The 10069-nt window shown below is 68.8% G+C and carries 12 protein-coding genes and 1 pseudogene; 4 read left to right on the top strand and 9 right to left on the bottom strand.

What is annotated here, in order from left to right; all coding sequences use genetic code 11:
- Positions 1–469: amidase (locus G6026_RS14680; protein ID WP_182613613.1), on the bottom strand; the 469-nt coding region annotated here is incomplete at its 3' end.
- A gap of 66 nt (positions 470–535) precedes the next feature.
- Here G6026_RS14680 and G6026_RS14675 point away from each other — a divergent pair.
- Complete coding sequence (locus tag G6026_RS14675; protein WP_182613612.1) at positions 536–1498, top strand: hypothetical protein; 963 nt, start codon at positions 536–538, stop codon at positions 1496–1498.
- A 66-nt stretch (positions 1499–1564) separates the two neighbouring features.
- Here the strand turns inward: G6026_RS14675 and G6026_RS14670 are convergent, their stop codons facing one another.
- Positions 1565–2044: a hypothetical protein gene (locus G6026_RS14670; protein ID WP_241726039.1), complete on the bottom strand. Its 480-nt coding sequence runs from the start codon at positions 2042–2044 to the stop codon at positions 1565–1567.
- A 60-nt stretch (positions 2045–2104) separates the two neighbouring features.
- Between G6026_RS14670 and G6026_RS14665 the strand changes: the two genes are divergently transcribed.
- Positions 2105–2545: a MarR family transcriptional regulator gene (locus G6026_RS14665; protein ID WP_107756425.1), complete on the top strand. Its 441-nt coding sequence runs from the start codon at positions 2105–2107 to the stop codon at positions 2543–2545.
- Positions 2546–2586: 41 nt separating this feature from the next.
- Here G6026_RS14665 and G6026_RS14660 read toward each other — a convergent pair whose 3' ends face one another.
- The 3 genes from G6026_RS14660 to G6026_RS14650 are packed head-to-tail and all read right to left on the bottom strand — an operon-like array spanning position 2587 to position 4253.
- The gene (locus G6026_RS14660) at positions 2587–3015 is read right to left on the bottom strand and encodes a PaaI family thioesterase (protein ID WP_107756426.1); all 429 of its coding nucleotides are present in this window, start codon (positions 3013–3015) and stop codon (positions 2587–2589) included.
- Positions 3012–3665: a GyrI-like domain-containing protein gene (locus G6026_RS14655; protein ID WP_107756427.1), complete on the bottom strand. Its 654-nt coding sequence runs from the start codon at positions 3663–3665 to the stop codon at positions 3012–3014. Before G6026_RS14655 ends, G6026_RS14660 begins: the two co-directional genes overlap by 4 nt.
- 3 nt (positions 3666–3668) lie before the next feature.
- The gene (locus G6026_RS14650; RefSeq protein WP_107756428.1) at positions 3669–4253 is read right to left on the bottom strand and encodes a pyridoxamine 5'-phosphate oxidase family protein; all 585 of its coding nucleotides are present in this window, start codon (positions 4251–4253) and stop codon (positions 3669–3671) included.
- A gap of 89 nt (positions 4254–4342) precedes the next feature.
- On the opposite strand from G6026_RS14650, the gene G6026_RS14645 reads away from it, so the two are divergent.
- Positions 4343–4549 carry a sigma factor-like helix-turn-helix DNA-binding protein gene (locus tag G6026_RS14645; protein WP_107756429.1) on the top strand — a complete coding sequence of 69 codons (207 nt, stop codon included), beginning with the start codon at positions 4343–4345 and terminating at the stop codon, positions 4547–4549.
- Between the two features lie 13 nt (positions 4550–4562).
- Here the strand turns inward: G6026_RS14645 and G6026_RS14640 are convergent, their stop codons facing one another.
- The 3 genes from G6026_RS14640 to G6026_RS14630 form a co-directional block, all read right to left on the bottom strand.
- On the bottom strand, positions 4563–6932 hold the full coding sequence (locus tag G6026_RS14640) for an excinuclease ABC subunit UvrA (RefSeq protein WP_107756430.1): 2370 nt from the start codon (positions 6930–6932) through the stop codon (positions 4563–4565).
- Positions 6933–7004: 72 nt separating this feature from the next.
- Positions 7005–8717 carry an alpha/beta hydrolase gene (locus G6026_RS14635; protein ID WP_309230227.1) on the bottom strand — a complete coding sequence of 571 codons (1713 nt, stop codon included), beginning with the start codon at positions 8715–8717 and terminating at the stop codon, positions 7005–7007.
- Positions 8714–9070, bottom strand: coding sequence for a hypothetical protein (locus G6026_RS14630; protein ID WP_182613611.1), 357 nt, complete (start codon positions 9068–9070; stop codon positions 8714–8716). The genes G6026_RS14635 and G6026_RS14630 overlap by 4 nt, the downstream gene beginning before the upstream one ends.
- 168 nt (positions 9071–9238) lie before the next feature.
- Between G6026_RS14630 and G6026_RS14625 the strand changes: the two genes are divergently transcribed.
- Positions 9239–9583, top strand: a complete 345-nt coding sequence (locus tag G6026_RS14625) for an RNA polymerase-binding protein RbpA (RefSeq protein WP_107756432.1) — start codon at positions 9239–9241, stop codon at positions 9581–9583.
- Positions 9584–9655: 72 nt separating this feature from the next.
- On the opposite strand, the pseudogene G6026_RS17560 reads toward G6026_RS14625, so the two are convergent.
- Positions 9656–10069 (bottom strand): annotated as a pseudogene (locus G6026_RS17560) (dolichol-phosphate mannosyltransferase); the annotation flags it as partial.

The following is a 10069-nucleotide window of genomic DNA, read 5'->3' as shown; positions in this document are numbered from 1 at the left end:
CGGCGGCCGACCCTCCCGAGGAGCCGCCGGGCGTCCTGGTGGTGTCCCACGGGTTGCGGGCGGGCCCGAAGAGGTCCGGTTCGGTGATTCCCTTCGCCCCGAACTCGGGGGTGTTGGTCTTGCCGAAGATGACGAGTCCCGCGTCGAGCCAGCGCTGGACCACTGTCGAGTGCTCGGCCGCCGGAATGTGGGACAGGGGCCGCGATCCGCCGCTGGTCGGCACCCCCCGGTAGTCCTGGCCCAGATCCTTGATGAGGAAGGGAACTCCGGCGAAGGGTCCGTCGAGCGACTCCGTCGCCCGGTCGCGGGCCCGGGCGTCCATCCGGTTGATGATGGCGTTGAGGTGCGGGTTGACGGTGTCCGCCTGCTGCACCGCGACCTCGAGCAACTCGCCCGCCGTCACCTCCCCGGACCGGACCAGGGCGGCCAGGCCGAGGGCGTCGTGGCGACGGTACTCATCGATACGCATGGGGTGAGAGTCTACTCAGGGCCGGCCAGGGGGCCGGGCCAACGGCAGATCACGCACACTCGAGAGATGACCCACTCGGTGTTCCCCCGAACGGCCAGGGCTCTGGCGTGCCTCGCCCTCGCTACGACGACTGCCGCCTGCGCGTCGAGGACCGTCGATCGCGACCCGTCCGCCTCGATCCCGGCGGACGCGTCGCAGAATCTCACCAGCCACTCGACGGTGCTGGACGAGCGGACCCGGACGTGGACGGTCTACCGTCCGCCGGCCGCGGTGGGTGATCCCTCGGCCCCCGCCCTCCTGGTCATCCACGGGACCGGGGACACCGCTTCGGGGATCCGCAACGGGATCGGACCCGATCTCGAGCAACTGGCCGACGAGGAGGGGTTCGCGGTGGTCTACGTCGACGGTCACCAGAACAACTGGAACGAGTGCCGCGTCGAGGGAGACTGGCCCGCCAAGGACGAGGACCTCGACGATCTGGGTCTCATGCGACAGGCTGCCGAGTCGGTGGGGTCGACCGGTCCTGTCTACGCGGTGGGATTCTCCTCCGGTGGTCACATGGCCATGCGCCTGGCCCTCGAGGCGCCGGACCTGGTCGACGGGGTCGCGGCCGTGGCCGCCAATCCCCCGACCGCGGACAACCTCGGTTGCGAGGTGCAGGGTGACCCGGTCCCCATCATGTTCGTGCAGGGGCGACAGGATCCCATCAACCCGATCGATGGTGGTGAGGTCCGCGTGGGATCGGGACTCACCGCGGCTTCCCGGGGCGAGGTCATGTCCGCCGTGGAGGGTGCGGAGTGGTTCGCCCGGTACAACGGGATCCTCGCCGGCGGCGCCACCCCGATGGTCACCCGGGAGGGGGACGCGGAGACGATCACGTGGGAGGGGCCCGCTCCGGTGCGCCTGGTGATGGTGGATCGCGTCGGCCACTCCTTCCCCACGCTGTCCGGCAGGTGGGGGCGAGATGGCGGGGCCCGCTACGACGCTCCCGGCGAGATCTGGAGGTTCTTCTCCCCCGCACCGGCGTGAGTGGACCCGGCTCCCCAGGACGACTCCTGTGGGCTTCGCGGGCGACCTGGTCGGCGAAATCGGTGATCAGGTGCGTCGGTTCCGCCAGGCGCGCCACGCTCCGGTCGACCAGAGCGCCCACGCCACCAACAGGGGTTGGAAGAACAGTCGGACCAGACGGGCACGGTCGGAGTCCAGTCCGAAGGCGTCCGTGCCGGTGACGTACTGCGAGATGTTCCCGGGGAAGATCGCCACGAAGAAGCCGGCGGTGATCCACCCCACGGCGGGCCGGACACGCATAGGAGCCAGGATGAGCGCCGCGCCCAGCCCGATCTCCACGACTCCCGAGGCCAGCACCACGACGTCCGGGTCCAGGGGAACCCATCCGGGCACCTGAGCTTGGAACTCCTCACGGAGGGTGGTCAGGTGCCCCACCCCGGCGCCCGCCAGCCCTGCGCCGAGGGTCCAGCGACCCACGTGGCGGGCCCCCTCCGCTGCCCGACCCCTACGCCGGGTCGTCGTGATGCCGGCGGGTCCGGCCTGGCGGTTTCCCGGAGTTCGGTTCATGGCAGAAGTATTGCGCACAACTCAATTGTGCGCAATCGACTTGTGCGGGACACTGGAGTCATGGACGCCGATCTCCGTCTCGACCAGCAGGTCTGTTTTGCCCTCTATGCCGCTTCCAGGGCGTCGACCGCGGCGTATCGGGAGGCCTTGGCCGCGGTGGGACTCACCTATCCCCAGTATCTGGTGCTGCTGGCCCTGTGGGAGGAGGACGGTCTGACGCTCCGACAGCTGGGCGAGCGGATGTACCTCGACTCCGGCACCCTCTCCCCTCTGCTCTCGCGGATGGAAGCCGCTGGACTGGTCTCCCGCAGCAGGGCGGGCAGGGACGCCCGCAGCGTCACCGTCTCACTCACCGGTCCGGGCAGCGCACTGCGCGAGGAGGCCGGACGCATCCAGTGCGCGTTGGTGGAGAAGCTCGACATGCCTCCGGGAGACCTGGTCGAGCTGCGCCGACTGGCGCGGGGTGTCGTCGCTGCCCTGGGTCGTGCGGACGCCCGATGATCGACGCCTGATGATGGCCGCCCCGGACGCGACCAGGCACGCTACACGGCGTCCGGCCGCGGTACGTTCTGTAGCCTGAGCTGGCCCCTGGCCAGGATCTTCCCGCCCTCGGTCTGGCTGATCACCACATCCCACAACTGCTGGCTGCGCCCCTGGAACAGGGCCTCCGCGCGCACCTCGACCCGTCCACCGGTCGATGCCCGCAGGAAGTCGGTGCCATTGTGGACGCCCACGGCGATCTGGCCGAGGTCGGCCACGGCGGCTCCGGCGCCGGCGCCGCCCGCGGATTCCACGATGCTGGCGTACACACCACCGTGGACGGTCCCCCACGCGGTGAGATGATCGCCGCCCAGGTCCGCGTGTCCCGACAGGCTCGTCGCGGTCACCTCGTCGACGACGAGTCCGGAGGCCCGGACGAAGGTGCTCGCGGCTTCGGAAGAGGCGTCGGGGAACCCGTCGGTTGCAGTCATGAGTTCTTTCTACCCGCACCTGAACCGTGCTCCCCCGCCGTCGCCACGGGTTGGCGCAGGATCGTCCGCAGTCGGGCCGGATCGGTCCTGCGCGCGTCGGAGAGATAGATCTCGTGGTGGTGCCCTGTGGGGATCAGGCCGCGGCCGGGGATGATCTCCTCGTGCATCCGGGCGATGACCGGCCCCTCCGCGTCGTACGGTCCGACGTGCAGGGTCTGGACGGCCGGGCCCTCGGCGAACTCTTCGAGTCGGACCCGGTCCACGGCGACCGCCGGCTTCCTCGCCGTCACCTTGTCCACGGCGGAGGCCACCATGTCCGCCGTGACCCAGTCGGGCTGCCAGATCATCATGGTCCATTCCCACGCGTCCTTGTTCCGCGCTGTGAACACCTCGAGATCGCGGGCGTACCAGAGTCCCTCGAGTGGGCCGACGGTGTGGACGCGCCCCAGATCGTCCTTCGCCATCGCCCGCACGGCGTAGGAACACGTGTACAGCGCCTCGAGCGTGGTGGCGTAGTCAGCGCAGGTGTTGGGGTCGCCGCGACCGTCGGCCATGAGGAACCTCATCGACGGCACCTGGACCAGGTCGAACCTTCCCACTCTCCCGTTGTAGAGGTCCTTGCGCTCCCGCTTGATGTCGAAGGATCCCACGTCTCACCCTTCCCGCAACTCCTCGATGTGCCGACGGTAGACCGCGGTGAGGTCGTCGATGTACGCGCGATCCCAGCGGGGTGTGATGTGCTTGCTGCAGTTGGCGTCGGCGGCGACCAGGTCCACGATGATCGCCCGCTCGACATGCCCGGTGTAGGTCCTCTCCCCCATCGTCCGCAGGCGATCCACCAGCTCGGGGTCCCGGTCCGGCTCGACGATCCGGGCGTGCCCGAACACCTTGAGCCGGGACCGCGTGGGGTAGTCGACGAAGAGGAGGCAGACGCGGCCGTCGTGGTCCACGTTGCCCACCGTGACGTACTGACGGTTGCCGTGGAACTCCACCCACGCCAGCGACGTGGGCGTCAGGACGTGGACGAACCCTGCGGGACCGCCGCGGTGCTGGGCATAGGGCCATCCGGATTCGGTGACACTGGACAGGACGAAGTGGTCTGCCCGCCGGATCAGCGCGGAATCGGTGCCGTCGAGGCTGAACTCGCCGGCCCCCTGCGGCCGGGTGAGACCTACCGACGCCTGCCGGGCGCGCGCGGCGGAGCCGAACGCGATCTCCGGGTAGCGGTTGGCGGGCACGGCTCCGACCCTACTCCGCCCGCACGGAACGTCAACGCTAGTTGACGTTCGGCGGTCGTCAATGTAGGTTGACGACTGAGGTGAGGAATGTGGAGACGACCTTCGATGACGACGACAACGCGCCCAACCCGGTCGAGCGTCTGGCTGCGATCGCGGAGGCGAAGACCGCACTCGCTCGCGAGGAGTCCGCGGCCGTCCGGCACGCCCGACTGCACGGCTTGAGCTGGGCGGAGATCGGGGTCGTCCTGGGAGTGAGCAAGCAGGCGCTGCACAAGAGGTTCGGTCGAGCGGGCTGAGCGACGGCGGACCTCAGCTGGTGGCGGGTCCGGTGGTCTGCCCCACGTACTGCGCGAGGTGGTCACCGGTGAGCGTGGATCGGGCCGCCACGAGCTCGGCGGGCGTGCCCTCGAACACGACGCGGCCACCACCGTGGCCGGCCCCGGGACCGAGGTCGATGATCCAGTCGGCGTGGGCCATCACGGCCTGATGGTGCTCGATGACGACGACGGACCTGCCCGCGTCGACCAACCGGTCGAGCATTCCCAGCAGATTCCGGACGTCGGCCAGATGCAGGCCGGTGGTCGGTTCGTCGAGCACGTAGACCTCCGCCTTGTCCGCCATCTGTGCGGCCAGCTTGAGCCGTTGCCGCTCCCCTCCGGACAGTGTGGTCAACGGCTGTCCGAGTCGCACGTAGCCCAACCCCACATCGCGGAGCCGGAGCAGGATCGTGTGCGCGGCCGGGATCCGGGATGGTCCCTCGCGGAAGAACTCCTCGGCCGTGGCCACCGACATCTCGAGAACCTCACCGATGTTGCGCTCCCCCAGCCGGTACTCCAGTACCTCGGCCTGGAAACGCCGCCCCTCGCAGTCATCACACGTCGTGGCGACCCCCGCCATCAGCGCGAGGTCGCTGTAGATCACCCCCGCCCCTTTGCAGGTGGGGCACGCGCCCTCGGAGTTGGGGCTGAACAGCGCGGGTTTGACCCCGTTGGCCTTGGCGAAGGCTTTCCGGATGGGGTCGAGCAGCCCGGTGTAGGTGGCGGGGTTGCTGCGGCGGGAACCGCGGATCGCGGTCTGGTCTATCGCGACCACACCGGGCCGCGGGGACACCGACCCGTGGATGAGTGAGCTCTTCCCGGAGCCCGCCACACCGGTCACCACGCACAACACGCCCAGCGGGATGTCGACGTCCACGTTGCGGACATTGTGGGCGGTCGCGCCCCGCACCTCGAGGCGGCCGGTCGCCGTGCGCACCTCGGCCTTGAGCGACGCTCGGTCGTCGAGGTGCCGGCCGGTGACGGTGCCGCTCTCCCGGAGCCCGGCGACCGACCCCTGGTAACAGATCTCGCCCCCCGCGGACCCCGCGCCGGGCCCCAGGTCCACCACGTGATCGGCGATGGCGATGATCTCCGGCTTGTGCTCCACCACGAGCACGGTGTTCCCCTTGTCGCGCAGCCTCAGCAGCAGGTCGTTCATCCGCTGGATGTCGTGCGGATGCAACCCGATCGAGGGCTCGTCGAAGACGTAGGTCACGTCCGTCAGTGCCGATCCCAGGTGTCGGATCATCTTGACCCGCTGCGACTCGCCGCCGGAGAGGGTGCCGGCCGGACGGTCCAGCGAGAGGTAGCCCAGTCCGATCTCCACGAAGGAGTCCAGGGTGTGCTGTAGAGCCGCGAGCAGTGGGGCGACAGAAGGCTCGGAGAGTCCGCGGAGCCACTCGGCGAGATCGGTGATCTGCATCGCCGAGGCGTCGGCGATGTTCAGCTCCCCGATCCGGGAGGACCGTGCACCCTCGTTGAGGCGGGTACCCCCGCAGTCGGGACAGGTGGTGAACACCACCGCCCGCTCGACGAACGCCCGGATGTGCGGCTGCATCGCCTCGACATCCTTGGCCAGCATCGACTTCTGGATCTTCGGGATCAGACCCTCGAAGGTCACGTTGATCCCGTCGGCCTTGATCTTGACCGGCTCCCTCCGGAGCAGATCGTGCATCTCCTGCTCGGTGAAGTCCCGGACAGGCTTGTCCATGTCGAAGAACCCGGACCCCGCGTAGATGCGCCCGTACCACCCGTCCATCGAGTACCCGGGCACCGTGATGGCGCCCTCGGCGAGCGACCTGGACCTGTCGACGAGGGCGTCGACGTCGAAATCGGACACCGACCCCCGCCCCTCGCACGTCACGCACATCCCACCGGTGATGGAGAACTCCGCCTTCTGCCGGCTGCCGTCCGCCTTCTTCAGCGTGCCCACGCCGCTGGCGGAGGCGACGTTGAACGAGTACGCCTTGGGCCCGCCGATGTGCGGCTGCGCGAGCCGGCTGAACAGGATGCGCAACAGGGCGCCGGTGTCGGTCGCCGTACCGACCGTCGACCGGGGGTCGGAACCCATGCGCTCCTGATCCACCACGATGGCCGTGGTGAGACCGTCGAGAAGATCCACCTCGGGGCGAGCGAGGGTGGGCATGAAGCCCTGCAGGAACGCACTGTAGGTCTCGTTGATCATCCGCTGGGACTCGGCGGCGATCGTGGCGAAGACCAGGGAGCTCTTACCTGAACCGGACACGCCGGTGAACGCGGTGAGCCGACGTTTGGGCAGGTCGACGTCGACCGACTTCAGTGTGTTCTCCCGCGCCCCCCGGACACGGATGACGTCGTGTGAATCGGCGATGTGGTCACTCACGGGGGCTTCTCCTCGCTGCGGGTGTGTGCCGTCAACCGTAGGACGCCGGGCACCCGGCCGGGGGCGGGATGCCTAGCCGCGCTCCTGGTGTTCCATTGCGGTCGCGTGCAGCCGCGCAAACCGCTCGAACTCGTCCTCGTCCCATCCGGGCCGCCCCGTGGCGGCGGCCCACCCGTCCAAGATCTGGCGATCGTAGAGGTGACCGTATCCCTGGGATCCACCGATGGCGTTGCCCAAGTCCGCGGTGACCTGGAAGAAGGTGACGACGGGAAGGTAGCGCATCCCCGGGTGTCGGCCTCTGCCCGGCGGCTCGGCAAGCCAGTCCGGCCGCGCGAACAACAGATCAGTTGTCCACCACACCACGGGGTCGGTGGCGTGCTGGACATAGAGTACGCGCGGTGGGATCCACGAGGTGTCGTCACCACGGAACTCGGCCGGATCCTCCGAGAAGCGGACCAGTAGACCGTCGGCGTAGACCGGTTCGGCCGCCCGCGTTCCCGGATCCCGCCGCTCGACCAGAGAACTCCAGATCCGATTGGAATGCGGTGGTCCCAGCCACAGGACTCCGTCCACGGTGGCGCGGATATCCCGGAGTCCGGAGAAGGCGGCCTCGCCGGCCTGGGTGCCCAGGCTCTCGCCGTAGACGTAGAGTGCCGGCCGCTGACGGTCGGACGGCAGGGAGTCACGCCAGGTGACCACGGCATCGATGAGTGCCTTCCCGGCGGTCTCCGCCTTCTCGCGATCGGCGAGGAACGAGATCCAGCTCGGAAGGTAGGAATACTGGGTGCCGACCAGGGCCACGTCCCCACCGGAGAGAAGTTCGATGGCCTGCGCGGCGTGCGGATTGATCCATCCGGTCCCTGTAGTGGGGGCGATCACCACCGATCCCCGCTCCCAGGCACGGGTCCTGTCCAGCTCGGCCACCACGAGTCGCGCGCGCTCGTCGTCGGTAGGTGCGGACTCCAGCCCGGCATAGGCCCGGATGGGCTCGCGTGCATCCTCCCGTAACAGGTCGCTCAGATGCGCGCGTCCGAGACCGCCACTGACGAAGCGGCGCCCCTGCCTGCCCAGGTCCTCGAAGTCGACATGGGACCCCGGCCCCCCGGATCGCTCGCTGGCCGTCGGGCGCTGCGCGCCGGGGAGGTCCTGGTCGTTCTGCACGCTGAAGACCCGGTTGGCGGTCTGGAAGAACGCGCGCGGGATCACTCCTTGCGCCACGCCCACCATGAGGGCGGCCACCACCACGATCCCGGTGATCCGGGCCGAGTTCTCCCCCACGGCGAATCTGCGACGGACGAGCAGTACGAATCCCCGATAGGCCGCCTGGATCACCCGGCATGCGATCAAGAGCACCACGAAGACGGCAAGAGCAACCCAGGGGGCGCGCATGTAATCGCTCCACGGAGGTCTGGGCGACGCGACCAGATCCGATACCTGGTCCTGCCACCGGACAGCTGTGGCCGTGGCCGTGATGAGGTAGACGATCAAGACGTAAGGCGCGGACAACCGCGCGAACGCCACGACCCGGTCGCCGAGGTCCAGCAGCGCAGGACCGAGAGTCACGCGGGGACTCACCAGTCTCTTCCACACGGTCCGCACCGCGATGCCGGCCCCGTATCCCACCAGCATGGACAAACCGGTGACGAAGCCCTGGTACTGCCAGGTTCGAGGCAGAAGCGACGGCATGAGCGAGGCCCAGGCGGCGAGTGCTCCGACGATGACGCCCGTGACGGACAGGTGCCAGCGGTGCCACAGCACTACCAGCACCTCGCCGGCCCTGTTCACCTCAAACGTTCGGCGCGCCGGGCAGCGGCCACCAGGTCGCCGGACATCCGCGCCAACTCGGCGGCGTCCTCCCCCTCGACGATCGCGGTGTGCAGGTCCTCACACGCACACCTGAGCTGGAACATGCGGTCCATGAGGTCCGTCGACTCGGAGTCCGAGAGCACCACCGTCCCCTCCGGCAGCTCGCGGACCCTCAGTGACTGCCTCTGCTCGTAGGCGCGCTGACGGCAGGAGCGACGACAGTACCGTCGTCGTCGACCCGTGTTCCCCTCGTCGACCGGACGCCCGCACCACGCGCACGAGGCCTCACCCCGCCGGGGCGGGGGGAGCTCGGAGGGGGCGCCGGTGTCCACGGTGGTCAGGGTACCGAGAGGGTCCCCGGCTGGCCTGCTGCCGTGTGCCGTGGGAACATTCGGGGGGTCACCTGGCGTTACATGACCAGGAACACGACAGCGTCGTGTCACAGGATGTCATGTGGCAGTCAGCTGAAAAGACGGACGAACACGGTAGAAGGAGTTCGCATGGCAGATCGAGTCCTCAGGGGCAGCCGCCTCGGTGCGGTGAGCTACGAGACCGACCGGGACACCGATCTCGCGCCCCGGCGGATGGCCAGGTACCAGACGGAGAACGGCGAGGTGTACGAGGTCCCGTTCGCCGACGACGCCGAGATCCCCGGCACCTGGATGTGCAAGAACGGCCAGGAGGGCCAGCTCATCGATGGCCCGTCGGTGGAGGTCAAGAAGGGTAAGCCGCCGCGCACCCACTGGGACATGCTCCTCGAGCGTCGGTCGCTCGACGATCTGGAGGACCTGCTCAAGGAGCGGATGGACATCCTCAAGAAGCGTCGGCGCGCTGGCGCCCGCTAGAAGAGCCCGACCCCGCCGGGACGCCCCCGGCCCCTCGACGGGGCCGGGGGCGTCCTGATTTCGCGGGCGGGGTCAGCGCCGGACGAGCGATCTCAGCTGTCCGCGTCGCTTCTCCCAACCCCATCGCGCTACGTTCACAGCGGCCTCGCGGAAGATGGACTCACTCATCTTGGAGTGCCCGACGGTGCGTTCGGTGAAGGTGATCGGGACCTCGACGACCGTGCCCCCGGCGTTCAACAGACGCCAGGTCATGTCGATCTGGAAGCAGTACCCCTTCGATTCGATCGCGTCCATGTCCAGGCGTGACAGGGACTCGCTGCGGTAGGCCCGGAAGCCCGCCGTGATGTCCTTGATGCCCACCCCCAGCATGATCCGGGAGTAGACGTTGCCGCCTCGGGAGATCACGTGGCGCTGCCAGGGCCAGTTCTCGACGCTGCCGCCGGGCACGTAGCGTGATCCGATCACCAGGTCCGCGCCGGCGTCGAT

The organism is Dietzia sp. DQ11-38-2 (genome assembly GCF_014145055.1).
Classification (GTDB): Bacteria; Actinomycetota; Actinomycetes; order Mycobacteriales; family Mycobacteriaceae; genus Dietzia.
The sequence above is the reverse complement of the archived record's forward strand: the minus strand, read 5'-3'. Positions and strand labels throughout refer to the sequence as shown.

Excerpts from the sequence above, each read along its gene's own strand:
- G6026_RS14675 (WP_182613612.1), top strand. The coding sequence starts at position 536 with ATGACCCACTCGGTGTTCCCCCGAACGGCCAGGGCTCTGGCGTGCCTC.
- G6026_RS14670 (WP_241726039.1), bottom strand. The coding sequence starts at position 2,044 with ATGAACCGAACTCCGGGAAACCGCCAGGCCGGACCCGCCGGCATCACG.
- G6026_RS14665 (WP_107756425.1), top strand. The coding sequence starts at position 2,105 with ATGGACGCCGATCTCCGTCTCGACCAGCAGGTCTGTTTTGCCCTCTAT.
- G6026_RS14660 (WP_107756426.1), bottom strand. The coding sequence starts at position 3,015 with ATGACTGCAACCGACGGGTTCCCCGACGCCTCTTCCGAAGCCGCGAGC.
- G6026_RS14625 (WP_107756432.1), top strand. The coding sequence starts at position 9,239 with ATGGCAGATCGAGTCCTCAGGGGCAGCCGCCTCGGTGCGGTGAGCTAC.